Origin of the sequence: Neobacillus sp. CF12 (genome assembly GCF_030348765.1) — a bacterium.
GTDB lineage: Bacteria > Bacillota > Bacilli > Bacillales > Cytobacillaceae > Neobacillus.
Genome location: NZ_JAUCEU010000007.1, coordinates 3,267,103 through 3,292,937, shown reverse-complemented (window position 1 = coordinate 3,292,937; position 25,835 = coordinate 3,267,103). Strand labels below are relative to the sequence as shown.

Here is a 25,835-nt window from a genome sequence, read left to right as displayed (position 1 = left end):
AACGAATTCTCCCGATGCTACTATATGTGTAAGGGCTTTCAATTAGGTTGAGGTAAGCGAAGTTTACCAGGGCCTTTACACAAAGAGCAAAAGGAGAAGATGACATGTTTAAAAAGAAAAAAGGGTTAATTTTATCATTAACAGTTGCGTCTAGCATTCTATTAGCAACTGGCTGCGGCGGTACAGAAAAAAGTTCCACAGATTCTGGAAAAGGCAAGGACGGCGACCTTCCAGCAGTAGGTGCAACGATTTACAAATTCGATGACAACTTCATGTCCTATGTTCGTCGTGCAATGGAGACGGCAGCAGATGGAAAAGTTAATTTAATGTTAAATGACTCACAAAATGACCAAGCGAAGCAGGTAGAACAAGTAGATACACTTATTGCAAAAGGAGCAAAATCTCTAGCTATTAATCTAGTAGATCCAAAGGCAGCACAAACTATTATTGATAAAGCAAAAGTGAAGGATATTCCAGTTATCTTCTTTAACAAAGAGCCAGATGCAAGTGTATTGGCGGGCTATGAAAAAGCTTATTATGTCGGAACTACTTCTTCTGAATCAGGTGTGATTCAAGGTGAATTAATTGCTAAGGCCTGGGAAGCAAATAAAGCTAAATGGGATAAAAATGGTGATGGCAAGATTCAATACGTTCTCTTAAAAGGTGAACCAGGACATCCTGATGCAGAAGCCCGTACAAAGTTTGTTATTGATACAGTTAAGGAAAAAGGAATTGAAGTAGACGAATTAGCTTTAGATACAGGCATGTGGGATGCAATGAAAGCAACTGAAAAAATGGATGCTTGGATTGCAAAATACAATGAAGATATCGAATTTGTTATTGCAAATAACGACGGTATGGCGTTAGGTGCGATTGCTTCTCTTGAAAAAGCAGGTTACTTCTCAGGTGATAAGTTTATGCCAGTTGTAGGTGTAGATGCGATCCCAGAAGCACTTGAAATGATTGAAAAAGGAAAAATGGTTGGAACCGTCCTAAATGATGCGAAAAACCAAGGTGCAGCAACTGTTCAACTTGCAGCTAATGCTGCAAACGGTAAGGACGTTTTAGAAGGAACAGAGTGGAAGTTAGATGATAAAAAAGCAGTACGTGTACCTTACGTTGAAATCACAAAGGACAATATCCAAGTTGGTAAAGACGCTTATAAGTAAAAGGTAAAAAAAGAGGGAAGCGCCAAGTCCGGGGGAAAATGCAGTTCAATTTTTCCTAGGGGACACCCCTAATGGCGCTCCTCGAACGAAGGAAAAGGATCGATTTTCTTTTCCTTCGTTCGGGGCAATGTTTCTAAGCATTCAAATGAAGCAGGACTGATGAAAACTAAATTCATTTTATAAAAAAATGCATGTTAAATGGTTAGGCAAGGAGGTTTAAGCATGTCAGAAGCAAATTCAGCCAATTTACTAGAAATGATTAATTTAACAAAAAGATTTCCTGGTGTAATCGCTCTTAATAGCGTTTCCCTAAAAGTGAAGGCAGGGTCCGTACATGCCTTAATGGGTGAGAATGGTGCTGGAAAATCAACCTTAATGAAGTGCTTATTCGGAATTTATTCAATGGATGAAGGGAAAATCCTGTTGGATGGGAAAGAGGTTTCGTTCGCGAATTCGAAGCAAGCGCTTGAAAACGGAGTTTCAATGGTCCACCAGGAACTGAACCAAGTCCGACAGCAAAATGTAATGGATAATATTTGGCTGGGAAGATATCCGAAAAGGGGCATCTTTATTGATGAAAAGAAGATGTATGAGGAAACCTCGGCAATTTTTAAGAGTTTGGATATCAATATTGACCCACGCAGCAAGGTAAGCACCCTATCTGTCTCAGAAATGCAGATGGTGGAAATTGCAAAAGCTGTTTCTTATCATTCAAAACTGATTGTAATGGATGAGCCAACTTCCTCCCTTACAGAAAAAGAAGTTAATCATTTATTTACCATCATAAAGAAGCTTCAAAAGGAAAACGTAGCGATCATCTATATTTCACACAAGATGGAAGAAATCTTAAAAATCTCTGACGAAGTGACGATTATGCGTGACGGCCAGTATATTGCGACGAAAAGCGCGAAAGAGTTAACCACGGACGAAATCATTAAGCTAATGGTTGGCCGTGATTTATCACAGCGGTTCCCGCAAAAAGTCAATCAACCTGGAGAGGTAACCCTTAAGGTAAAGGATTTAACTGCCGAAACAGAAGGTTCTTTTACCAATATCAACTTTGAGTTAAGAAAAGGGGAAATATTGGGGGTTGCCGGTTTGGTCGGATCCAAACGGACTGAAGTAATGGAAGCTCTATTCGGTATTAGAGGGCTCAAATCAGGAAGCATTGAACTAAATGGAAAAGTGGTCAATAATCATTCACCACAGCATGCGATTAAAAATGGTTTTGCGTTAGTGACCGAAGAAAGAAGAACAACGGGCATTTATCCCCAACTCAGCATTAGCTTTAACTCAATTATTGCTAACCTGCCGCAGTACCGAAAAGGATTGTTTCTATCAGAAAGCAAAGTTCATGATGATACAAAATGGGTGATAGATTCAATGAAGGTCAAAACGCCTTCGCAAAAAACACCAATTGGAAGTTTATCGGGTGGTAATCAGCAGAAGGTTATTATTGGCCGCTGGCTGCTCACGAAACCGGATATATTATTGCTGGATGAGCCAACAAGGGGAATTGATGTCGGAGCAAAATTTGAAATTTATCAACTTATTAACGAATTAGCTGCCCAAGGAAAAGGAATTATTATGATTTCTTCAGAAATGCCTGAACTTTTAGGGGTAACAGATAGAATCTTAGTAATGAGTAATGGAAGAGCAGCCGGAATCGTAGAAACAAAAACAACCACGCAAGAAGAAATTATGCGACTGGCTGCGTTGTATTAGGAGGAGAAGCAAAATGAATACTCAGGCTACAAAAAAGTCGAATGTTGTAAAATGGCTGTTTGATAATGTTATTTATGTATTTTTAATTCTACTAGTTATTGGGATTGTGATTGCGTCTCCTGACTTTTTATCCATGACCAACTTGATTAATATCCTAAGTCAGTCATCGTCCAGGATTATTATCGCACTTGGGATTGCCGGTATCCTGATATTGGGAGGGACAGACTTATCTGCAGGGCGGATGGTCGGACTTGCAGCAGTAGTCTCCGCTTCTTTGCTTCAAGCAGGTGATTATGCTTATAAAATGTATCCTAACTTACCGGAATTACCTTTATTTGTTCCGATTATTATTGCCATGCTGGTAACGGGTTTATTTGGATCATTAAATGGATTTATTGTTTCTAAGTTTCATGTACCGCCGTTTATTGCAACCTTAGGTATGATGATTGGAGTATATGGAATCACTTCTATTTACTTTGACCGTCCGCCTTACGGTGCGCAGCCTATTGGTGGATTAAGTGAGAGCTTTACTACCTTTGCTCAAAAGGGAATAAAACTAGGGCAGTATGAATTCCCATACTTAATTTTATATGCCATTGCTTTTTCAATCATTATTTGGGTGGTTTGGAATAAAACACAACTTGGTAAAAATATGTACGCAATCGGCGGAAATGCCGAAGCAGCAAAGGTTTCTGGTGTTAACGTTGCTAAAAATATTATCATCATTTATATGATTGCTGGTCTTTTATATGGTTTCTCAGGTACGTTAGAAGCGGGTCGTGTGGGTAGTGCAACCAACAATACTGGTAATATGTACGAGTTAGATGCAATTGCGGCCTGTGTTGTCGGTGGAGTATCACTATCAGGAGGAATTGGAACGGTACCGGGAGTTATTACAGGGGTTCTAATTTTTCAGGTAATCAACTATGGTTTAGCTTTCCTAGGTGTAAGTCCATACATCCAATTCATTGTAAAAGGCGCGATTATTATTGTGGCAGTTGCCTTCGATATGCGGAAACATGCGAAGAAAAAATAAAGGTAAAGAGGCATTCCTACGTAATGAAGGACAATTTTCATGAAATCTGGATAGGATTTGTTCTTCATCGACGTTATGAAGGACAGTTCCTATGAAATCTAATTGAGATTTGTCCTTCATCCAGGTGATGAAGGACAATTTCTATGAAATCCGGATGAGATTTGTCCTTCATCGACGTTATGAAGGACAGTACTTATGAAATCTGAATGAGATTTGTCCTTCATCCATTTTACAAAAGTCCAACCTGCTTAAGACCATTGAAAATTCCATTTTCAGAAGATGAAGTTGTAATAATGTCTGCTGCTGCCTTTGCTTCTGGAACTGCATTTCCCATAGCAATTCCAGTTCCAACAGCAGCAAGCATTTCAAGGTCATTTAATCCGTCTCCGAATGCAAAGCAATTCGAATTCTTTATAACTAGTGCTCCAAGAAGTTTCTTTATTCCAACTGCCTTGGACGCTCCTTTCGGAAGTATATCGTAAGCATAGTCATGCCATTTTACAAAGTTGAAATCAGGAAAGCTGTTCAAATATAATTGTTCGTACTTAAGGTCACAGTATAGATGTCCTTGATAAATATCGTTTTGTTTAAAAAACTCCTGATCTACTTCTGGATAAGCCATCATTAATGAATCAAAACTAGCCTCTATAAACGGATGCTTTCTTTCACTTACCTTTATTTCATCAACACTGCAATAAGCTAGAGCATGACCATTATTAGTTGTCATAGTAGAAATCCTTTGCAGCAAATTGCGATCCATAGGATTCGAGTAAATTTCACGTCCTTCAAATACTACATATTGTCCATTCATACAAACATAGGATTCAATATTTAATTCCTTGCGGATCCAATAAAACATACTTGGTACACGACCAGTGGCAATAACAGTATGAATTCCTTTAGCTTGAAGGGAATGAACAGCAGTTTTCGTAGATTCTGGAATATTCTTTTCCTCATTTAACAGGGTGCCATCGATATCAAAAAATACGATTGGTTTTTCCATATTTTTAACCTCCACCTTATAAACACAGCGCAGTCGTTACGCTCCGCTTCCTGATCACGCCGACTTGGCGCTGTATTTTCTTACATACACAGCTTATTGTATGAAACGCGTTTCAGGTCAAGAGTTTATGGAGGTTTTTTAATTTGGTTGTGTTAAACTAGGCAGCTGGTTTCACAGTGTTGAAAATAAGCGGAGAAATTCCGGCTAATTTGGAAAATACTCCTTTTTCATTAAAAATAAGCGGAGTTTCTCCGGTTATCTTATCCAAAACATTGGATTTAGGCCTTTTTTAGAGCAGTTAACCGGAATATCTCCGCTTATATCTGCTCGTTTAGCTTCCTCTAAATACAATAGCCGGAAATTCTCCGCCTATTAATTCGCAACCCATCACGAAACTCAACATTGAAACATAACAGAGCCTTTAATCGAAAATCTAAACAGTCAGCCGTTCGATTAATCTAACAGAGACCTCATCCTGAGAATTTATTGAATTATCAAGGGCTTGAAGAAACAGCTTTTTTCCCACTTCAATTAATGGAATTTCAAGTGTAGTAATGTTCATTATTTTGGCAATTGGTTGATTATCGAAACCAATTAAGGCTAGGTTCTCAGGCACGACAATGTTTTGTTCCTTACAGCAGATTAATATTCCAGCCGCAACTTGGTCACTGGTTACCAATAAGGCGGAAGGTGGATTCTTCATGTTTTTTAGCAACTGAACTACCCGATCACCGTCTTCGAAATGATAGCAATCATAGAATATATAATTATGTTCATATGGTTTATTGTTTTTCATTAGAAAATCTTTGTAAGCCAACTCTCTTTGCTGACTATTAGAACCTGAATTTCTCCCAATACAATAACCAATTTTATGATGACCTTTAGCGTGTAAATACTCCAAAGCTTTAAAAAAGACTTTGTAATGGTCAATATAGGTGGATGAAATTTGTTTACCACGTGTGTCTTCACATAAAATAATTGGGCCATAGGAGTTAAACTCTTCTATCAGATCCCATTCGCAATTTCTTGAACAAATTATTAATCCATCTATCTGCTTATGTTTTAACATCATTAAAGCTTCAAGTTCTCTTTGTAACTCGTAATTAGTTTGGATTAGAACTAAATTATAATTATTTTTTACAGCTTCATTAGCAATTCCTTCGACTAATAAGGCAAAGTAGGGATGATTTGTAAACGGGACAACAACCCCTATAAGGAATGTTTTACCTTTACTTAAATGAACAGCATTAATATTTTGCTGGTAATTACTCTTTTCGATTGCTCTTTTAACTGCATTCTTTTTTTCCTCACTAACATAGGGGTGATTATTTAATACACGAGAGACTGTTGTTACCGAAACTCCAGCCATCTTTGCTATATCCTTAATATTGGCCATAATCTCACCTCATTAAAAATAGTAGCATACTGTTCTTAACAATTGCCAAAGCTTCATTCTACAACGGGAATAAGATAAACTAGAAGAAACTGTAATTTAAAGGATTGTGGTTATTAATGTGTTTAATCTTATTTGCTTATAAGGTACATCCAAAATACAAGTTAATGGTTGCAGCAAATCGAGATGAGTTTTATCAAAGACCGACTGCACCTGTTCATTATTGGGAAGATGATCCTGAAATTCTCGCGGGACGAGATTTGGAAAAATTGGGGACATGGATGGGTGTTACCAAAACAGGACGATTTGCTGCTTTGACCAATTATCGGGATCCAAAAGAAGTTACACAAGGGAAACGATCAAGAGGGGAACTTGTGGCAAACGCCTTGCAATACAAAGGCGATATAAAAGAGTATATGCAGAGTCTAGTAAGAAATAATGACACCTATCCTGGATACAACTTGCTAGCGGGCGATAGTGATGAACTATACTATTATTCCAATGTTAAAAAAGAATTAATAACAGTAACTCCGGGCATCTATGGTGTCAGCAATCATTTACTAAATACAACATGGCCGAAAGTACAAACTGGCAAGGAAGGATTAGCTGCCATTTTGGATAGTAATCAGGAGGATTTAGTAGAACCTCTTTTAACACTTCTTCAAAAAGCAGATCAGGCTCCTGATGAAGAACTACCTCAAACGGGTGTTTCTTTAGATTTGGAAAGATTGCTTTCACCAATGTTTATCAAGAGTGACAACTATGGAACAAGGAGTTCGACTGTTTTACTTATGAATGAACAAGAAATTCACTATGTGGAACGAGTTTTCACTTTTAACGAGATAAATACACAAAAATACACAATTGAGATGAAATAAAACACTAATCAAACGTTTGATTAAATCGGGTAATAAACTAATCAAACGTTTGATTAGTTTATTACCTGGAAACATTAGTCGGTAGGATCAGTGGTCTTTTCAGACTCCGCTCGTTTAGTTCCTTTACTGACATACGGTTTAGCATTTTTTGCTTTTTTAGCACCTGCCTGCCAACGATTCCACCCCTTCTTACCTGTTCCTCTGCCTACTCCACTTTTTGCTTTTGCCTTTGGCATATTTACCACTCCATCATTATTGAAGACAGGCTGCTAGCGATTTTTTTCTGAGGTAAGGTTACTGAACCTCATTCTCGAAAAAACCTAAGGCATATTTAATACCTTCTTCAATTTCGTTTGTATCATAACCTTGTAGGTCCTCATGTGTAATTTCTAGGGTTGTTCTTGATAATGAATAACCGCTATCTAAGTTAATATCGAGAAGGACCTCAAACCCAGTTGCTGTGTTCTTAATCTCTATAATATCATAATCAAGTATCGGTGCTCCTGTTTGGTACTCTAATGGTTCTAATTCTGACATAGTACACCTCCATAAAAATGCTAGTCCACATTCGAACATAGGTTATACTAAAATTGAAAAAACTAAACATTATTTTGCTTAGCAAAAGGATGAAATAATCCTATAGTAGTGGTAAATTTATGAAGTACATACTAGTATCGTTTTGGAGGGGATTATATTGAGTTATCTAGCAAATGAGAATAGATATGCTGAAATGGTGTATAACCGCAGTGGGAAAAGTGGATTAAAGCTGCCGGCTATATCACTTGGTCTTTGGCAAAACTATGGTGATGATAAGAATTTCGATACGATAAAAAGCATGGTGAGACGAGCCTTTGACCTTGGTATTACGCACTTTGATCTTGCCAATAATTATGGCCCGCCTCCAGGAGCAGCCGAGCGTAATTTTGGCAGAATCCTTAAGGAAGATTTTAGCGGTTATCGTGATGAATTAATTATTTCTACGAAGGCTGGATACACGATGTGGCCAGGCCCTTATGGGGATTGGGGCTCTAGAAAATATTTAATCTCAAGCTTAGATCAAAGCCTTCAACGCCTAGGGTTGGATTATGTTGATATTTTTTATCACCATAGACCTGATCCAGAAACACCTCTTGAAGAGACAATGGGTGCGTTAGATTCCATTGTCAGACAAGGAAAGGCATTGTATGTAGGATTGTCCAATTATGGTGCAGAACAGACAAAACAGGCAGCGAAAATCCTGAAAGAGCTAGGTACACCATGCTTGATCCACCAGCCATCTTACTCCATGACGAATAGATGGATTGAAGACGGGTTGCAAGACGTCCTGACTGAGGAAGGAATCGGTACGATTGCTTTCTGTCCGTTAGCGATGGGACTGCTGACAGATAAGTATCTAAATGGAATTCCAGAAGGCTCAAGGGCTGCAGCCAATTCATGGGTTGCATCAAATATTACAGAGGATTCAGTGGCAATGGTTAACCAACTGAATGCGATTGCTATAGAACGTAACCAAACGATGGCCCAAATGGCACTTGCGTGGGTATTAAGGGGCGGACGTGTAACATCAGCGCTCATAGGTGCCAGCAGGGTAAGTCAAATTGAAGACAATGTTGGTGCACTTCGAAATTTAACTTTTACTGATGATGAATTAAAACAGATTGATGAAATATTAAATAGAAATTAGAAAAAATTTAACCTTTAGCTGGTGTGTGTGCTGGCTGAAGGTTTTTCAGTTACAAACTATAAAACAATGTGGAGTTATAATCTTATATTTTGTCTAATGACAGATTATTTAAGTCAGGTATAATTAATATTAACTGAATTTTTACATAATTATAATACAAGACTCTAGAGCCTACCATTTTAAAGGAGTGATCTGCATGCAGCGGCAAAAGCTTTTAATTAATGGAGAACGTTTAAAAAATGAACTAGAACGGTTTGCGAGATTTGGCAGGACACAGAACAATGGTGTTACCCGGCTTTCATTATCAGAAGAAGATCGTTTAGCTAGAGATTTTTTTCGTTCATGCTGTGAGGAAATTGGCTTAACCGTTAAGGTTGATGATATGGGCTGTATGTATGCAAAACTAGAGGGTGTGGAGAATAAACCACCAATCCTAATTGGCTCCCATTTGGACTCCGTTAAAAAAGGCGGCAGATTTGATGGTGTGCTTGGCGTTTTAGCCGGACTAGAAGTGGTTAGAACACTTGTGGAAAATAAGATTAAGCCCCAAATTCCGATTACACTTGTTAATTTTACAAATGAAGAAGGTGCTAGATTTGAGCCCTCAATGATGGCATCAGGTGTCCTTTCGGGTAAATTTGATAAGCAAGTGATGTTGAAAAAGAAAGATGCTGCGGGAATCACTTTTGAAGAAGCACTTAAATCCATTGGATATGAGGGGGAAGTAGAGAATCGTCTAATTGAGGGCTCTGCTTTCTTAGAATTGCATATAGAACAAGGGCCAATTCTTGAAAAAGAAGCACTTTCAATCGGTGTCGTGGAATGTGTGGTAGGCATGGCATGCTACGATATTGAAATTACAGGTGAATCCGACCATGCTGGAACTACGCCAATGAATATGAGAAAAGATGCATTATTCGCCGCCAATAACCTGATCAATGAGATTCGCAGGGTATTAGGTCCATTAGATGAAGAATTGGTATTTACTATCGGCAGGGTAAATGTTTATCCAAGTATTCATACCGTCATTCCAAACAAGGTTGTATTTTCTCTAGAAGCCAGACATAAAAATCCTGAGATTGTGAACGCCTTTAAAAAGTTCGTTGAAGGACTGCCGAACGTAGGATTAAACGAGGGCTGTGAGGTAAAGACAACCAAACTATGGGAGCGCGATACGGTTTGGTTTGATACAGAAATTGTTACCCAATTAGAAAAGTCAGCACAGTCGCTTGGATATAGCAATAAAAGAATGGTCTCAGGTGCAGGACACGATGCCCAATTTATTGCCGGTATCGTACCTTCCGCTATGCTGTTTGTACCTAGCTTTAATGGAAAAAGCCATTGTGAGGAAGAACTGACCTCGTGGGAAGAATGCGAAAAAGGCGTTAATGTTCTATTAGATACCGTTTTGGCATTGTTATCGAAATAAAAATGGAAGCCAGGGGGACGGTTCTCCTGGCCCATTTATTTTCCAGAAGCAGTATCTCTATTGATTCGATTCCTTAATGATTTCAGCATAAAACTTAATTGCTTGTATAAAATTGTCCTTAGTAATATGTTCGTTTGTCCCATGCATTCTGTTTAAATCTTCAGAAGTAATTTGCACGGGTAAAAAACGATAGGTATTCTTGGAGATACTGTCATAATGCTTGGCATCAGAGCCAGCAAACATTAAGTAAGGGGCAATAACGGCATCATTATAGACATTCCTAGCTGCCTGCTGAATCGCTTTAAATTCCCATCCATTAATAGAAGAAACCTTTGAGGCTTCACTGCCTGTTATCGTCACTTTAATATCATCATCCTCAATGGTGTCTTCAATGAAGGTTTTGACATCTGCCAAGGAATCACCAGGCATAAGACGATGATTGATAAATGCGGTTGCCTTCTCAGGCAGTGCATTATATTGTTCCCCAGCCTGGAAAATGGTTGGTGCAATCGTGGTTCTAATTAAAGCGGCAGTGGCTGGCTGTCCTAGTAAAATCCGTTCAATAATCGGCTCGAAAATGATTTTATTTGCAAAAACATACTTCATGGCAAAACTCATTTCTGGTGCAACGTATTCAAATAAATCTTCACCAGGTCCTTTTAGGTCGCCTTTAAATTGAGTATCCTCCAGTTTAGCAATTGCACCAGCAATTCTTCCGATATTGGTTTGGTCTTTCGGCTGTGAGGAGTGACCTCCGCTTCCTTCGATGGATAATTCAGCAGTGGCAGATCCTTTTTCAGAAATCCCAACAACTCCCACAGGCTGATCAACGCCAGGAACCATGTTTTCAACGATCGCTCCACCTTCGTCTAAAACGAAGTCAAATGTGATTCCTCTACTTTTAAGAGTATTAACAATCTCCAGAGCTCCTTCGTCGCCGCCAATTTCTTCATCAAAACCGAACATAAAATACATATCCCTAGCAGGTTCGAAACCATCATTGACTAAGTATTCGACGGCTTCTAAAATTCCAATTACCCCAATTTTGTCATCCAATGTACCGCGGCCCCATATTTGATTGTTTACAACTGTGCCGCTAAAAGGAGGCTGTTCCCAATTTCCTTCCGTTCCCTCTAATACTGGCACCACATCATAATGACTTGTTAAGCCAATGGGGTTTTTACTAGAATCTAAACCTTTCCATTTAAAAATTAGAGCATATTCGTTTATTTTTTCTAATTCAAGTTTGTCGTGGACACCTGGATAGGTCTCCTCTAGAAAAGAAATAAACTTATCAAATTCTGTAAAATCAAATTTACTTCGATCCTGATAGGATACAGTTTTAAACGTAATAGCTTGAGATAAGTGATCAATCGCTTTTCCCTCATCAATCACAAGGTTTGTTGGATTGGGAGTAGGTTGTTTTGATTTAATTACCAGTAAATTGAAAACGGTTACAATTATAAAAACTAAAACCAGTCCACCAAAAATGCTAAAGATAAGTCTTCGTTTTTTCATATTAGGCTGCCCTCCATTCATATTTCTATATATTTCAATAATATGAAGAGGAATCCCTTTATTAGAATAGTAGGTTTTCTATCATATTTAGCTAAGGAGATTTATATCTGCGTTCCTACTTAAGTTGAAGAACTATTTTAAAAATTCTTTGCAGTTTGGATTGATATTTTGTATATTAATATAGTTAATATTATTGCAATTTACTTAATTAACACGGTTTGTCTTACAAAAAAAGTATATTTTAAATATAATTTGTTAAATTTGGGATATCGTTTCCTTTTTATTCAATCAGTGGAGGGTCTTCATGGAACGAAAATTACCGTTAAAAGAAATTATTGCGTTAGGCTTTTTTATGTTTGCCTTATTTTTAGGGGCAGGAAATATAATTTTCCCTCCATTACTTGGACAGCAAGCAGGAGATTCACTACTCTCAGCTATTATTGGATTTTTAGTTACGGGAGTTGGATTACCCGTTTTGGCTGTCTTCACCATTGCAAGATCAGGCGGAAATCTAGATGATTTATCAAATCGAGTACATCCCTCATTCGGTAAAATTTTTCCAGTTATTATTTATTTAACGATTGGACCATTTTTCGGAATACCGCGAACTGGTACTGTAACCTATGAGATTGGTGTTGCTCCATTTTTATCAAATGAAAGCACCATGGGCTTATTTATTTCAACATTCGTATTCTTTCTTATTACGTTTTGGCTGGCGCTTAACCCAGCAAAGTTAGTGGACCGTGTAGGAAAGGTTCTAACTCCGTTACTTCTGTTATTAATCGTCATTATTTCAATCAGAGGTTTTACTTCACCGATCGGTTCTATAGGTGAAGCGGCAGGTAAATACAGAGAGGGAGCATTTTTTGGCGGATTTGTTGAAGGCTATCTAACGATGGACGCAATCGCTGCTCTTGTCTTTGGAATTGTTGTGATTAATCGAGTTCATGAAATGGGAATAAAAAAAGCCGCAGATATTCGCTCTTATACCATTAAAGCAGGGATCATTGCTGGGCTAGGGTTATCTTTTGTCTATATCTCTCTATCCTATATTGGCGCCACAAGTGTTGAGGGTGTTGGGATGCAGGACAATGGCGGGGCCATTCTCTCATCTGTTACTTCCCTACTATTTGGCCCATTCGGATCTATCATTCTTGCATTGGTTATTACCGGTGCCTGTTTAACGACTTCAGTTGGGCTGGTTGCCGCCTGTGGTGAGTATCTAAGCCAAAGATTTACAAAACTCTCCTATCCTGTTGCCGTTACAATACTCTGTCTTTTTAGCTTTACGATGGGGAATCTAGGATTAAGTCAACTCATTTCCGTTTCTATACCATTGTTAATCACTATTTATCCGATAGCCATTGTCTTAGTCATCTTAGCTCTATTGCACTCTTATATACCCGTTACGAGGGCTATCTATATAGGTGCAATTATTGGGGCAGGACTTGTGAGTATTTATGATGGTTTAACTACTGCAGGTATTGAAGTAGCAGCAATTTCAGCGGGCCTCGCTTTCATTCCGTTATACTCAAATGGATTAGGTTGGCTGCTGCCGAGTATTATTGGCGGACTGCTGGGATTATTTTTTCAAAATGCAAAGATTTTCAATTGGGTTCCTTCATCGAAATAAGAAACGCTAGTTAAAATAGTTACGTTTTGTTTATAACAGGTAAATTTCCAGACCAAATCATTGTGATTTGGTCTTTCTTTATCATTTCCCGACAGAAGACTCCCTCTTCAATCGTGTGAAGGGCGAAGCCCAATGATAAGGGGAGATGAATGTCGGTTGGCGGTAGCCAAAACGGTCCCCTCATGGTATAATAAGAACAAACGTTCCCTTTGGTTGAGGTGAAATCAGTGCTGGTCAACAAAGCATATAAATTCCGTATCTATCCAACGAAAGAACAGGAAATTCTAATTGCTAAAACAATCGGATGTAGTCGTTTCGTATTTAATCGCTTTTTAGGGCAATGGAAGGTTACATACAAAGAAACAGGCAAAGGACTAACTTACAATTCCTGTTCTGCTGAATTAACACAGTTAAAAAAGGAATTAGTGTGGTTAAAAGAAGTTGATAGCATTGCACTTCAATCCTCACTGAAAAACCTTGCTGATTCATATACACGATTTTTCAAAAAGCAAAACAAAGCACCTCGCTTCAAGTCTAAAAAGAACAAGGTTCAATCCTACACGACTAAGGAAACAAATGGGAATATCGCTATTGTAGGCAACAAGATCAAGTTACCTAAACTCGGTCTTGTTCGCTTTGCCAAAAGTCGTGAAGTGGATGGGCGGATTCTGAATGCAACCGTTAGACGTAACCCAAGTGGCAAATACTTCGTATCCATTCTTGCAGAAGTGGACGTACAACATATAGACAAAACAGGCTCTTCCGTTGGCATTGACTTAGGATTAAAAAACTTTGCCATTCTTTCAAATGGTGAAGAGTTTGGTAATCCTAAATGGTTTCGTACATTAGAAAAGAAGCTAGTGGATGCCCAGCGTATTCTTTCACGAAGACAACAGTTAGCTTTGAAACGAAAATGTAAATTGGATGAAGCAAAAAACCTCCAAAGGCAAAAGCGGAAAGTAGCTCGTATCCATGAGAAAATCACAAATGCAAGAACAGACTACTTGCAAAAACTCTCTACTAAAATCATCAAAAACCACGATGTAATTGGTATTGAAGATTTGCAAGTGTCCAATATGCTAAAAAATCACAAGTTAGCAAAAGCCATCAGTGAAGTATCTTGGTCACAATTTCGCACAATGCTAGAGTACAAAGCAAAATGGTATGGCAAAGAAGTAGTTGCTGTATCTAAAACCTTTGCCAGCTCTCAACTATGTTCTTGTTGTGGTCACCAAAATAAAGACGTTAAGAATCTAAATCTTCGTGAGTGGGATTGCCCTTCTTGTAGAACACATCACGACAGAGATATTAACGCAGGACAAAATCTTAAAAATGAAGCGATAAGGCTTCTAACCGTAGGAACTACGGGGCTAGCCTAATCAATTAGAAGCCGATAGGCTTCTTTACTTAGGAATCTCCCACTTCAAACGACCCATTAGGGTGTTAAGTGGTGAGTGGTTCAACACGTTAAATCAGTGATTAGTAATACCAACATACCCTAAATAGATACGAATGTTTTTTTTTGCAGGTAATTAGGCTTGTATTCTAGAAGGTAATAATGCTGACAATAATGTAAACAGGTATTTAATCAGAGAATAGGAGATAGAGCTATATGTATGAACCGAAGATGAAAGAAACCTACAATAGTGTAATTGAATTTATTGAAAGTGTGGAAAATGAGAAGAAGAAGGCAGATGCCTATCAGTTATTAGAAATTTTTGAAGAGGTAACGGGTTACAACGCAAAAATGTGGGGTCCTAGTATTATAGGCTTTGGGAGCTATCACTATAAGTACGCATCAGGACATGAAGGGGATGCGCCTTTAGTGGGTTTTTCACCAAGAAAGGCGAAAATTAGTCTTTATTTGGCCTATGAAAGTGATGAAAGAGAAAAATTATTAGAAAGCTTTGGTAAATACACGAAAAGTAAGGCTTGTATTTATGTAAATAAATTAGCTGATATCGATACCAATGTTTTAAAGGAATTAATTACACATACAGTAGAAATATATCAGAATCTTTATCCGAACGAATAAGATTATTGCCATTGTTTAAATCCATGTCATGTTTTCACACAATCGGTCCATGTTAACCCCCTCAACCTGGGTTATTAACGGAATACATATCCCCTGCATATCCGTAATACCTCGCAGCCTCTAGGAAGATCAGGGTATTGAGCGATAAGAAGAGGACTAGGCTCATTTCAGCCTAGTCTTATCTTTTACTTTCTGATTAATGCTACGCGATATGGGAACAGGGATGCTTCCATGATTCCTTCTTTTACAGCAGGGTCATTTTCCATAATCTCTCTTGCTTCTTCTTCAGAGTCTACTTCGAGAATGACTATCCCCATTCCTGTAGGATCCATATTCAGTGTTCTGCCTGCTAGGATAAGTTTTCCTTCTTGCAGCAATCCTTGCAGCACTTCGAAATGATGCTGAACAATACCTTCTTCTCTGTCTGTCCAATTGTCTTCATCTAATAATGAAGGGATTAGGTTAAGCTTATATAAAAATTGTAATTTTTCCATGTGATTAATCCTCCAATTTTTTAAGGATGCGATAATGACCTTTACCTGGAAAATAGCCTAGACCTTTATTGAGTGTTTGCATAGCATCATTGCCCGCTTCGGTATCCGTTGTCATCGTATGGGCTCCCTCATTTAGAGCAGTTTGCATGGAAAGCAGTTTCAAAGCCTTTGCAATTCCACGTCCGTGATAGTTTGATTTCACCCCTGTATAATCAGTATACATGACACCTGTATCTTCCGTACTGAATAAGGTAGACACTCCAACGAAATCGTCACCATCCAGAGCGATAAATACCCATTTTTCTTGCGAACAATTTTCAGGAAGTGCCTCTTTTCGCCATTGCGGAAAAGCAGGGAGGCTACCGGATTGCCCTGGATTGTCCTTTGATGTTTCTACATATAAATCATATAACTTCTTTTCTGACACCTCACCTGGTATATCGGCTAAGGTAACAAAGGTAATACCAGACTCTTTTAATCTATGTATGGGGTCTGCAATTTTGGTAAAGTCTAGTTGGTTCAAGTTTAACCTTAATTCAAAAATATGTGCATCCAGCAGAAAACCATGCTTCTTTGCAAAGGGCAGAGAGCCTGGGATCCAATCCTTAACTTCCGAAAGTAAGACGGAAGCTTTATGACTGGCTGCCCAATTTTCGAGATGAGAAAGAATCAGTTCTCCAACACCTTGTCTTTGATAATCCGGATGAACGCAAAAAGTACTGGCTAGTTCACCAGGATCGCTCCAAGGAGCCCGCCATGAGGCGCCATAGCCAATTACCTGACCATCACGGTGTTCGGCGACTACCCTTACTCTGCCAAAACCTATTAGCAAGCCATTTTCATCTAAAGTAAGACTCGATGTGGTCGGAATATGCTGGTCTTCATGTTCAAGATCTTCAATAGTTGTTGAACCAGGTTCAATTGAGTTAATCAGTCGAGCTATATGTGCATAATCCTCAGGTAACGTAAGATCTCGAAGTTTTACCTTAGTAGAAATTTTATCATTTACATTCACTAGGCCATTTCTCCTTTATAGAGTAGTAAAATTATATTTATTCTAACATTCTTTTGAAACTCCTCTTTTTACATAAGCTGGATAATGGAAATTTCATTTAAGCAACACTAGTTTAGAGAGTCCAATTCGGAGAAAAGAATTGTGCTCTTTTTTGAATCTCCTCATTCAGACAAGCAAAGGTAGAATCCAGCAAGCACTGTCTGAATCCGCAATACATCCAGACTATCATTATGCCATTTTGATTATTAGGTAAAGGAGTCGTTGTAAAATAGTGGAATTAAGTGTAAAATTACACTAAATAATAAGTTTTTAGGAGTGTTATTTATGAGGAAAAATATGCTTCCGATGTTTTTGTATTTTGGTGTGGTTCCACTTGGTATTTCATTAATCACACTGGTTATGGCGACAAACAATTTTCTAATCGCGACCATTCTGCCTCTTATCATTGGCGGTTTGATTGCTGGGGGAATTGCTAGTAGGGCTCTGATCAAATCGGATGATAAAAAAGGGCTAACAATCATGTTCTTCTTACCTCTTGCGTATACTGCAGTAGCCTGGGCGATTTTTATGCTCGTTAGCGGCGGTTTTTACGGGGCAGATTTATGGTTAGTTTATAGTATTTTACATATAGCTATGGCGCCAATCTTTTTTATTACGATGCTGATGGGTGAGGGTAGTTTGTTTCTATGGGCACCATTAGCTTATGAACTCGCATTTGTGTTTGGTATTTTCCTAGTACACCTCATAAAAAAAGTTCGCCCCACTATGAACACAAAGCAAGCGGTGGCACTTTTGACCATATTTATTTTAGCAATGGGTACGGGATCAGCAGTTCAATGGCAAAGGAGTAAGACGGTGCTGCCATCTTATGGCTTTGAGTATGGCGGAGGCTATTCTTCCACCGATTTATCACCTTATGAAGTAACAAATCCTGATAATATACTTCCTAAACTAGCAGAGCTTTCTACTTTTACAATAAAGAATTCTAGTGAAATGCCTATATTAGATGGTGCAGAAGCAGCATATCCTGTCTATTCTGCATTTGCTAACACAGTCTATGAAAACATCAGTAAATTGGATAATGTCTGGGATATCGTCAGTTTTTCAAATACGATTTATTCCTATGAACGACTCCTATCAGGTGAGGTAGATATCTACTTTGGAGCAGAACCATCGAAGGAACAGCATGTAATGGCAAAAAGGCAAGGAAAGGAACTTGTCATGACACCCATTGGCAAGGAAGCATTTGTCTTTTTTGTTAATCCGGAAAATAAAGTGGATAATTTAGATGTTTCTGAGATTCAGAGCATTTATTCTGGGAAAATAAAGAATTGGTCAGAACTTGGTGGAAAGAATGAGAGGATAGTTGCTTTTCAACGTCCGAAAAATTCTGGCAGTCAAACGCTGCTAGAAAAGATAATGGGTGATACGCCAATTATGGAGCCTTTGAAGGAAGATGTTCCAGAGGGGATGGGCGGGATTATCGAACAAGTAGCAGACTACAGGAATTATGATAATTCAATCGGATTTTCATTCCGCTTTTTTGCAACCGGAATGAGAGACAATTCAAAAATTAAACTACTTGCAATTAATAGCGTGGAACCAACACCTGAGAATATTGCGAGCGGAAAATATCCTTTTACTGCAAACCTATATGCGATATCCTTAAAGAATAACACCAAGCCCTCGATTTCACCCTTTTTAGAGTGGATGAAAGGGCCTCAGGGTCAAGAGATTATCGAAAAAATTGGTTATATAAAAAATTGAATTATGGAGGAAAGATAGATGAAAAAGGTAAGATGGGGAATTTTAAGCACCGCGAAAATAGCTCAAAAGTCATTAATTCCAGCATTTGGACGGGCGCAAAATGCTGTCGTTGCAGAATCGCTTCAGGCAGCGGCAAAGCTGAAGAGGTAGCAGCGTTATTTGATATAGCCAAGTCATACACTAGTTATGAAGAAATGCTGCAAGATCCAGAGATAGATGCAGTTTATATCCCACTGCCAAACCATTTACATAAAAAGTGGACGCTAGAAGCGGCCAAACATGGCAAACATATTCTATGTGAAAAGCCAGCTTCCTTAACAGCGGACGAAACGAAAGAAATGGTTGATTTCTGCCACGAAAAGAATGTTAAATTCATGGAAGCTTTTATGTATCAATTTCACCCGCAGCATGAACGAGTGAGAGAAATCATCAAATCCGGTGAGATTGGTGAAGTTAGATTCATGCGAGCAAGCTTTTCGTTTTTTCTTGCCCAGCCAGAAGGCAGTATCAAAATGGACCCAGGTAAGGGTGGAGGAAGTCTCTATGATGTTGGCTGTTATGCGATCCATTCCATTCGGAATATTTTAGGTGCTGATCCGGTAGAAGTGGATGTTCATGCCAATGTGGATTCAGACTACCAAGTAGATACATCCGCTTACGGGTATATGCAGATGGATAATGGTGTTCATGCTCATTTTGATTGCAGTTTTGATATGGTGTTTAGAGCAGAGTATGAAGTGATTGGAACTGAAGGACAAATAAAGGTTCCGAGAGCATTCAGACCAGATAATCATGGGGGAGAAGGTCTTGTTATTGTTCAAAAAGAAACTGTAACAAGAGAAGAGAAAATAGTTGCCGATATTTATAAAGAAGAGGTTGAGCATATCTCACGAGTGATCTTGGAGGATGGAGAACCTTCTTATTCAGGTGAAAATGCGATCCAAAATATGCGTGTCATCGAGGCATGTTATCAATCTATTAAAACAGGAAATAAGATTAAATAAGTATAGTAGAAAAGCAGCATAATCCCTAGGAATGATTAGGGGGTGTGCTGCTTTTTGCTTGTTTTTATGATACTTAAAACGGATTTGTATTAATTTCCAATACAAACATAGTGTTTTACCACTTTAGTGAGAAATAGTATTATAGAGAGAGGCTGAATTTTCTGAAATGATAGCTTTTTTTGAAAGGGGGGGACTGAGCATGAAAACTATATTAGAAATGAAAAATATTTCGATTGAATTTCCGGGTGTTAAAGCATTAAACGAAGTATCTTTTTCGACAGAAACAGGAACAACTCATGCTCTTATTGGTGCCAATGGGGCTGGTAAATCAACATTGATGAAGGTTCTCTCAGGAGCTTATCATCATTATACTGGTGAAATTTTTCTAGATGGGAAACAGGTCCATATAGGTTCGCCTAAAGATGCTCAAAGTCTTGGTATTCAAATTGTTTATCAAGAAGTCGATACAGTTCTTATTCCCTATTTAACTGTTGGAGAGAACATCATGTTAAATGAAACCGTAAATGATATGGGAAAAAAACAATTTATTAGTTGGAAACATATCCACGAAAAAGCAACGGATATATTAGAAAGTATTCATGTAAAGATTCCATCAAAGACATTGGTAAGTGAATTATCGTTAGCTGAAAAACAAATGGTAATCATTGCACGCTCCTTGGTCAAGCAGTGTAAATTTCTCATATTGGATGAGCCGACTGCGCCATTAAGTCACTCGGAAACGAATGAGTTGTTTAGAATTGTTAGGGATCTAAAACAAAGAAATGTTGGGATTATATTTATTTCACATCGGCTCCCAGAGCTATTTGAGATTTGTGACGACATCACGGTGATGAAAAATGGTGAATTCGTTAGTAAGGAAAAAATTGCCCAAACAACTCAAAATAGAGTAGTTGAGTTTATGCTTGGGGAGAAATTAGAGGAACAATTCCCTAAGTATAATGGGAAGATAGGAAACAATGTGCTTGAGGTTAAGGGACTTTATGATACGGGGATGATTAGGGATTTTACAATGCACGTCGGTGCAGGTGAAATTGTCGGAATTGCGGGATTAGTTGGAGCGGGGAAATCTGAATTTTGTAAAGCATTATTTGGTGCTGCGAAAGTTACCGCGGGTGAAATAAAAATTAACGGCAAAAAAGTAAGAATCAAGGATCCGAATCAGGCAGTAAAACAAGGGTTGGCATTTGTTCCAGAAGAGAGAAGAAAAGAAGGAATCTTGGTACAAGAGACAGTAGCGGCCAATCTCACTGCTGCCAGTTTAGGAAAGTTTTCTAAGTTTTTAAGCTTCCTAGACTTCAAGAGAGAAAAGGAAGTTTCAAGCCAGATGATTAGCAGCCTAGCTATTAAGACACCTTCTCAAGAGACGAGGGTACAAAATCTATCAGGCGGTAATCAACAAAAAGTAGCCATTGGAAAATGGCTGATTGCTGATGCGCAGGTGTATATTTTTGACGAACCGACAAAAGGTGTTGATGTTGGAGCGAAAAAGGATATCTTTGAACTTATTTCACAATTAGCAAAACGAGGCAAATCGATCATTTATGCATCATGTGAATTCCCGGAAATTCTAGGAATTACTGACCGTGTTTATGTTGTTTATGATGGACAAGTTGCCAAAGAACTGGATACCAATGCAACGAATGAAGAAGAATTATTATTTTATTCAACAGGGGGTAAATAGAGTGAGCAGTGCGAACCCAGAAGTTCAACAAAAAATGCCCTCAAAAAAGGGTTTTGAATTATTTGATTTTTTGTACAAATACGGTACTATTATTACAATCCTAGCGTTAATAGTGATTTTTTCAATTACAAGTCCAGCCTTTATGGACGGAGCAAATATCGTTAATATCCTAAGGTCAATTTCAATTGTTACAATCATTGCGGTTGGGATTACCATCTCCTTATCCGTTGACGGCTTTGATTTATCGGTTGGTTCTACTGTTTCGTTAACAAACGCAGTTGTGATTTCAATGTTTGTCTGGTTTTCGCAAAACATTTTCGTGGCACTATTAGCGGCGATTGGTGCCGCACTTGTAGTAGGTGCATTTAATTCCTTTATGATCGTAAAGGTAAGAATTCCTGATATGTTAATGACCTTAGCGACGATGTTTATCATCCAAGGGATTGCGTTGACCTATACGAAAGGAGCAACGGTTTCACAAAACATGGTAATGCCAGATGGAACATTCTCAACAGGAAGTGTTCCAGAAGTCTTTTCAAAAATTGGGCAAGTACCATGGATTATTATCATTATGGTTGTGGTGGTTCTAATCGTCCACATATTTCTGAATTATACAAAACATGGCCGGTATATGTATGTGATTGGCGGAAATAAAGAAGCCGCTAGATTATCTGGAATTCCTGTTAACAAATATAAAGTAACAGCCTATCTGATGTCTGCAACATTTGCAGCAATCGGCGGTATCGTACTTGCTTCACGTGTCATGACAGCAGAAATCAACTCCGGTGCTCCTTATTTAATGGATGCAGTAGCAGCAGCTTTTATTGGTTCTTCCGTTTTAGGTGCTGGAAAACCGAATGCTTTTGGTACCTTCGTTGGAGCCGTGCTAATTGGGATTCTGCAAAATGGTCTAGTCATGATGTCTGTTCCTTATTATGCAATGGATATTGTTAAGGGAACGGTTCTCGCACTCGCACTCGCACTAACTTATTATAAAAAGAAATAATTTGGAGGGGTCTGTAATGAAGGATTTCACAGTTGAATATTTCACCATGACGGAGCAAGATGCGATTGATTATGCAAAAGCAATCAAACTTTTTCCAGAAGAAGCGGAATTGACTTGTAAAGAAATTGGTGATGGTAACTTAAACTATGTTTTTAAAATCGTAGATAGTAAAAACAATCAGTCGATCATTATAAAGCAGGCTGGACCTGTCGCTCGTATCTCTGACGAATTTAAACTCTCACCAGACCGTAATCGGATTGAAAGTGAAATACTAGGACTGCAGTACAAACTTGCACCTGGTTTTGTACCGAAAGTATATAATTATGATCCAATTATGAACTGCACGGTAATGGACGATTTATCAGATCATGAGATTATGAGAACGGCTTTAGGAAAACATAAGCAATTCCCACTGTTTGCTGACCATATTTCTACTTTTCTAGTAAATACTTTATTATTAACGTCTGACGTGGTTGTTGAACATAAGGAAAAGAAGGAATTGGTTAAGCAATTCATTAACCCAGAACTTTGTGAAATAACGGAAGATTTGGTGTATACAGAACCGTTTTATGATTGCCCGCGTAATGAAGTGTTTGAAGGAACGAAGGATTTTGTTAAAGAAAACATCTGGGATGATAAAAAGTTAGTCTTAGAGAGTGCAAAATTAAAATTTGAGTTTATGACAAATGCTCAGTCCTTACTTCATGGCGACCTTCATACGGGTTCTATTTTTATAAAAGAAGATTCTACCAAGGTTATTGATCCGGAATTTGCTTTTTATGGACCAGCGGGCTACGATATCGGCAATGTTATTGCCAATCTTATTTTTGCCTATGCGAATGGCAAGTTTACGATTAAAGACGGAGAAAAAAGAGATGACTATTTAAATTATCTTGTCACTACGATTAAAGATGTTGTAAATTTATTTACAGTTAAATTCAACAAAGCTTGGGATGAAAAAGCGACAGAACGAGTCGCCAGCTATGAAGGATTTAAGGAATATTATTTAGATACGATTTTAAGAGATACTGCAGCAGTGGCAGGTCTTGAACTTTTACGAAGAATTATCGGGCTTGCAAAGGTAAAGGATTTAACTTCTATTGAGGACTCTGAAGCAAGAGCACAAGCGGAGAAAATTTGCTTAACAGTTGGAAAAACATTTATCCTTAATCGAGAGTCGATTAAAACAGGTGCAGATTTTATCAGTGTGATTCAATCCGCTGAACTTACATCTTTGAAAGGGGCATAAGCATAGTGCAAAATCCAGTAACTGTCATACAATCTGTACGACTAGATGATGAGAATGATACGTTAGTATTATTAGATCAAACGGTATTACCAAATGAAACGAATTTCCTAGAATTAAAGGAAATAGAAGATATATGGGATGCAATCTATCAATTAAAGGTTCGTGGAGCGCCCGCAATCGGGATTGCAGCAGCATATGGTGCTTATTTAGGAACAAAGAAATCAACAGCAGAAACCTATGAATCTCTTTTTGAAGACTTTAAGAAAGTGAAGGATTACTTGGCTACTTCACGACCAACGGCTGTAAACTTGTTTTGGGCATTAAATCGAATGGAAGATCGTTTTAAGCAAGAAGCAGGGAAAAGTGTAGCGGAGGTGAAGGCTGGACTTAAAGAGGAGTCTGAAAACATTCGTGCTGAGGATGAAAAAATCTGTGAAGCGATTGGGGAACACGCGCTGTCCTTGTTGGAGCCTGGCTTTGGGATATTAACCCATTGTAATGCTGGAACGATTGCAACGGCGAAATATGGCACTGCATTGGCGCCAATTTATTTAGGGCAAGAAAAAGGCTATGATTTTAAAGTTTATGCCGATGAAACAAGACCTTTACTTCAAGGAGCGCGTCTGACGGCGTGGGAGTTGCAGCAAGCTGGAGTGGATGTCACGTTAATTTGTGATAACATGGCTTCCATCGTGATGAAGGAAGGGAAAATTCAGGCTGTGCTTGTTGGCTGTGATCGTGTAGCCGAGAACGGAGATGCAGCAAATAAAATTGGAACTTCTGGTGTTGCGATTCTAGCAAAACACTACAATATTCCATTCTATGTTTGTGCACCATTATCGACAATTGATTTAGAATGTAAGACAGGCGATGACATTCACATCGAATTGCGCCCGTCTGAAGAAATCACGGGTAAATGGTATGAAAAATCCATGGCGCCTGAGGGAGTGCAAACCTATAATCCTGCCTTTGATGTAACCGACCATTCATTAATTACTGGGATTGTTACTGAAAATGGGATTGCTTACGCACCATATACCGAAAGCCTTCCTAAAATGTTTAAAAAGTAATCTGTAAAGCTGTGTCTAACTGATAAATTTTGAAGTGCTTTTCCAAAATTTAAAAGCCGAATTGACATTGTATTTGGTATTTTAAAAATGCAAAACCTTGCCGCAATCTTGGCAAGGTTTCTTTTTGATTCCGCTATACAGGATAGTATTATAAGACTACAAAAAAACAGGTAATTTGTCACGATTTGACAGTTTTGACAAAACGTGACTATAATTTACTTAATTCTGAAAATTTTTAAAAGTAGAAACTCGATATTTGATAGGTTTTGTAATCAGGAGGTCAAGCATGATTGTATTTAATCAGGTAAATAAGTTTTATGGAGATTTTCAAGTCTTAAAAGATATTAATCTCACAATCAATCAAGGTGAAGTAGTTGTCGTAATAGGTCCATCCGGTTCAGGGAAAAGTACTCTGCTGCGCTGTATCAATCACCTGGAAACAATCTCTGACGGAACACTTACAGTAAATGGGATATCTGTAGGGGATAAAAAAACAGATATCAATAAGCTAAGACGCAATATTGGAATGGTTTTTCAACATTTCTATTTATATCCTCACAAAACCGTACTTGAAAATATTACTCTTGCTCCTATGAAAGCATTGGGTCAATCCGAAAAAGAAGCTAAGGAAACAGCCCGACATTATCTGGAAAAAGTAGGGATATTGGATAAGGCCGAATCATATCCTTCTCAGCTTTCCGGGGGCCAGCAGCAGCGCGTAGCAATTGCCCGCGGCCTTGCAATGAAACCAGAAATCATGCTTTTCGATGAACCCACCTCTGCACTTGATCCCGAAATGATCGGGGAGGTTCTGGATGTAATGAAAACCCTAGCCAGGGAAGGTATGACAATGGTCGTAGTAACTCACGAAATGGGCTTTGCCAGAGAGGTTGCCGACCGAATTGTATTTATGGATGCAGGAAAAATTTTAGAAGAAGCAGTTCCGGCTGAATTTTATGAGAATCCACGTGAAGAACGAGCTCGCTTATTTCTCAGCCGTATATTAAATCATTAACCAAGGGGGA

At 38.4% G+C, this 25,835-nt stretch carries 23 protein-coding genes; 16 read left to right on the top strand and 7 right to left on the bottom strand.

Annotated elements, in window-relative coordinates:
- Positions 1 to 104 precede the first annotated feature (104 nt).
- The 3 genes from mglB (at position 105) to mglC (ending at position 3,930) form a co-directional block, all read left to right on the top strand.
- Entirely contained in the window at positions 105 to 1,169 is a 1,065-nt protein-coding gene (gene mglB / locus QUG14_RS15705; RefSeq protein WP_289341456.1) for a galactose/glucose ABC transporter substrate-binding protein MglB, read from the top strand.
- 222 nt (positions 1,170 to 1,391) lie between these two features.
- A complete protein-coding gene (mglA, locus tag QUG14_RS15700; protein WP_289341455.1) occupies positions 1,392 to 2,894 on the top strand; it encodes a galactose/methyl galactoside ABC transporter ATP-binding protein MglA in 1,503 nt (500 codons plus the stop codon).
- Positions 2,895 to 2,907: 13 nt separating this feature from the next.
- The gene (mglC, locus tag QUG14_RS15695; RefSeq protein ID WP_289341454.1) at positions 2,908 to 3,930 is read left to right on the top strand and encodes a galactose/methyl galactoside ABC transporter permease MglC; all 1,023 of its coding nucleotides are present in this window, start codon (positions 2,908 to 2,910) and stop codon (positions 3,928 to 3,930) included.
- A 229-nt stretch (positions 3,931 to 4,159) separates the two neighbouring features.
- On the opposite strand, the gene QUG14_RS15690 is transcribed toward mglC, so the two are convergent.
- Together QUG14_RS15690 and QUG14_RS15685 are read right to left on the bottom strand one after the other, a co-directional pair.
- On the bottom strand, positions 4,160 to 4,933 hold the full coding sequence (locus tag QUG14_RS15690; RefSeq protein ID WP_289341453.1) for a Cof-type HAD-IIB family hydrolase: 774 nt from the start codon (positions 4,931 to 4,933) through the stop codon (positions 4,160 to 4,162).
- A gap of 433 nt (positions 4,934 to 5,366) precedes the next feature.
- Positions 5,367 to 6,329 (bottom strand): LacI family DNA-binding transcriptional regulator, encoded by a 963-nt coding sequence (locus tag QUG14_RS15685; RefSeq protein WP_289341452.1) that lies wholly within the window; start codon positions 6,327 to 6,329, stop codon positions 5,367 to 5,369.
- A gap of 116 nt (positions 6,330 to 6,445) precedes the next feature.
- On the opposite strand from QUG14_RS15685, the gene QUG14_RS15680 reads away from it, so the two are divergent.
- Positions 6,446 to 7,204 (top strand): NRDE family protein, encoded by a 759-nt coding sequence (locus tag QUG14_RS15680; protein ID WP_289341451.1) that lies wholly within the window; start codon positions 6,446 to 6,448, stop codon positions 7,202 to 7,204.
- Positions 7,205 to 7,278: 74 nt separating this feature from the next.
- Here the strand turns inward: QUG14_RS15680 and QUG14_RS15675 are convergent, their stop codons facing one another.
- The gene (locus tag QUG14_RS15675) at positions 7,279 to 7,440 is read right to left on the bottom strand and encodes a DUF3934 domain-containing protein (protein ID WP_289341450.1); all 162 of its coding nucleotides are present in this window, start codon (positions 7,438 to 7,440) and stop codon (positions 7,279 to 7,281) included.
- 58 nt (positions 7,441 to 7,498) lie between these two features.
- Positions 7,499 to 7,741 carry a hypothetical protein gene (locus tag QUG14_RS15670; protein ID WP_289341449.1) on the bottom strand — a complete coding sequence of 81 codons (243 nt, stop codon included), beginning with the start codon at positions 7,739 to 7,741 and terminating at the stop codon, positions 7,499 to 7,501.
- 157 nt (positions 7,742 to 7,898) lie between these two features.
- Between QUG14_RS15670 and mgrA the strand changes: the two genes are divergently transcribed.
- Positions 7,899 to 8,888, top strand: coding sequence for an L-glyceraldehyde 3-phosphate reductase (gene mgrA, locus QUG14_RS15665; protein WP_289341448.1), 990 nt, complete (start codon positions 7,899 to 7,901; stop codon positions 8,886 to 8,888).
- A gap of 196 nt (positions 8,889 to 9,084) precedes the next feature.
- On the top strand, positions 9,085 to 10,317 hold the full coding sequence (locus QUG14_RS15660) for a Zn-dependent hydrolase (protein WP_289341447.1): 1,233 nt from the start codon (positions 9,085 to 9,087) through the stop codon (positions 10,315 to 10,317).
- A gap of 57 nt (positions 10,318 to 10,374) precedes the next feature.
- Here the strand turns inward: QUG14_RS15660 and QUG14_RS15655 are convergent, their stop codons facing one another.
- Positions 10,375 to 11,835 carry a M20 family peptidase gene (locus QUG14_RS15655; protein WP_289341446.1) on the bottom strand — a complete coding sequence of 487 codons (1,461 nt, stop codon included), beginning with the start codon at positions 11,833 to 11,835 and terminating at the stop codon, positions 10,375 to 10,377.
- Between the two features lie 304 nt (positions 11,836 to 12,139).
- On the opposite strand from QUG14_RS15655, the gene brnQ reads away from it, so the two are divergent.
- The 3 genes from brnQ to QUG14_RS15640 all read left to right on the top strand — a co-directional run bounded on the left by brnQ (position 12,140) and on the right by QUG14_RS15640 (position 15,503).
- Entirely contained in the window at positions 12,140 to 13,468 is a 1,329-nt protein-coding gene (gene brnQ, locus QUG14_RS15650) for a branched-chain amino acid transport system II carrier protein (RefSeq protein WP_289341445.1), read from the top strand.
- Positions 13,469 to 13,695: 227 nt separating this feature from the next.
- Positions 13,696 to 14,847 (top strand): IS200/IS605 family element RNA-guided endonuclease TnpB, encoded by a 1,152-nt coding sequence (gene tnpB / locus QUG14_RS15645; protein WP_289341444.1) that lies wholly within the window; start codon positions 13,696 to 13,698, stop codon positions 14,845 to 14,847.
- 233 nt (positions 14,848 to 15,080) lie between these two features.
- The gene (locus tag QUG14_RS15640) at positions 15,081 to 15,503 is read left to right on the top strand and encodes a DUF1801 domain-containing protein (RefSeq protein WP_289341443.1); all 423 of its coding nucleotides are present in this window, start codon (positions 15,081 to 15,083) and stop codon (positions 15,501 to 15,503) included.
- A gap of 185 nt (positions 15,504 to 15,688) precedes the next feature.
- On the opposite strand, the gene QUG14_RS15635 is transcribed toward QUG14_RS15640, so the two are convergent.
- Both QUG14_RS15635 and QUG14_RS15630 read right to left on the bottom strand, forming a co-directional pair.
- Positions 15,689 to 15,997, bottom strand: coding sequence for a YciI family protein (locus QUG14_RS15635; RefSeq protein ID WP_289341442.1), 309 nt, complete (start codon positions 15,995 to 15,997; stop codon positions 15,689 to 15,691).
- A 4-nt stretch (positions 15,998 to 16,001) separates the two neighbouring features.
- Positions 16,002 to 17,012, bottom strand: a complete 1,011-nt coding sequence (locus tag QUG14_RS15630; protein ID WP_289341441.1) for a GNAT family N-acetyltransferase — start codon at positions 17,010 to 17,012, stop codon at positions 16,002 to 16,004.
- Between the two features lie 324 nt (positions 17,013 to 17,336).
- Between QUG14_RS15630 and QUG14_RS15625 the strand changes: the two genes are divergently transcribed.
- The 7 genes from QUG14_RS15625 (at position 17,337) to QUG14_RS15595 (ending at position 25,825) form a co-directional block, all read left to right on the top strand.
- Positions 17,337 to 18,779: a PstS family phosphate ABC transporter substrate-binding protein gene (locus tag QUG14_RS15625; RefSeq protein WP_289341440.1), complete on the top strand. Its 1,443-nt coding sequence runs from the start codon at positions 17,337 to 17,339 to the stop codon at positions 18,777 to 18,779.
- Positions 18,776 to 19,783: a Gfo/Idh/MocA family protein gene (locus QUG14_RS15620; protein ID WP_353961075.1), complete on the top strand. Its 1,008-nt coding sequence runs from the start codon at positions 18,776 to 18,778 to the stop codon at positions 19,781 to 19,783. The genes QUG14_RS15625 and QUG14_RS15620 overlap by 4 nt, the downstream gene beginning before the upstream one ends.
- A 199-nt stretch (positions 19,784 to 19,982) precedes the next feature.
- The gene (locus tag QUG14_RS15615; protein ID WP_289341439.1) at positions 19,983 to 21,485 is read left to right on the top strand and encodes a sugar ABC transporter ATP-binding protein; all 1,503 of its coding nucleotides are present in this window, start codon (positions 19,983 to 19,985) and stop codon (positions 21,483 to 21,485) included.
- Positions 21,486 to 21,519: 34 nt separating this feature from the next.
- A complete protein-coding gene (locus tag QUG14_RS15610) occupies positions 21,520 to 22,491 on the top strand; it encodes an ABC transporter permease (RefSeq protein ID WP_289344160.1) in 972 nt (323 codons plus the stop codon).
- Positions 22,492 to 22,507: 16 nt separating this feature from the next.
- A complete protein-coding gene (gene mtnK, locus QUG14_RS15605; protein ID WP_289341438.1) occupies positions 22,508 to 23,740 on the top strand; it encodes an S-methyl-5-thioribose kinase in 1,233 nt (410 codons plus the stop codon).
- A gap of 5 nt (positions 23,741 to 23,745) precedes the next feature.
- Positions 23,746 to 24,810: an S-methyl-5-thioribose-1-phosphate isomerase gene (gene mtnA, locus QUG14_RS15600; protein ID WP_483310730.1), complete on the top strand. Its 1,065-nt coding sequence runs from the start codon at positions 23,746 to 23,748 to the stop codon at positions 24,808 to 24,810.
- A 286-nt stretch (positions 24,811 to 25,096) separates the two neighbouring features.
- Positions 25,097 to 25,825: an amino acid ABC transporter ATP-binding protein gene (locus QUG14_RS15595; protein WP_289341437.1), complete on the top strand. Its 729-nt coding sequence runs from the start codon at positions 25,097 to 25,099 to the stop codon at positions 25,823 to 25,825.
- The last annotated feature ends 10 nt before the right edge of the window (positions 25,826 to 25,835 follow it).